This window comes from Nocardia noduli (assembly GCF_019038455.1).
Lineage (GTDB): Bacteria > Actinomycetota > Actinomycetes > Mycobacteriales > Mycobacteriaceae > Nocardia > Nocardia noduli.
Genome location: NZ_JAFMPL010000270.1, coordinates 1 through 468, shown reverse-complemented (window position 1 = coordinate 468; position 468 = coordinate 1). Strand labels below are relative to the sequence as shown.

The following is a 468-nucleotide window of genomic DNA, read 5'->3' as shown; positions in this document are numbered from 1 at the left end:
CTCCAGAACACTGGAGGGGTACTAATTAATAAAACAATTAATGAGTTCTATTAATAATAGTTAATATGGAAATTTGTTACCGCATTCACATTACCTGAAGTCGCTTTCCCCGTAGCGATATAATCAACTTTAAAAGTCAACGTCTGATCTCCATCCTGCAACAAAATGTTCCCGGTTTCTGTGTCTGGCGTGATGGCCGTTGTACCATCATTCATATACATTTGCAGGGCCACGTTTGTAGCAGCATCAGATGAGGCCTGGTTAGCAAACGCTGTAATCTGAGTAGTATCCGCAGTGCCATTAAAGGTGAACGTTGCATTTTTTGTTACGGTAGTATCACAATCTTTTAATTCAATTGGCACATCAATTTGCACGCCAGAAACCTGACCATTGGTTTGCAACTTCGTGGCACTAACATCTGGCAAAGTCACCACGGAATCTTTCGTCGCAGCTACCAGGGTACAAGCT

The 468-nt window shown here is 42.1% G+C and carries 1 protein-coding gene; it reads right to left on the bottom strand.

The window, feature by feature from the left end; genetic code table 11:
* Positions 1-50: 50 nt before the first annotated feature.
* A partial coding sequence (locus tag JZ792_RS43385; protein ID WP_216918436.1) for a fimbrial protein occupies positions 51-468 on the bottom strand: 418 nt, incomplete at its 5' end.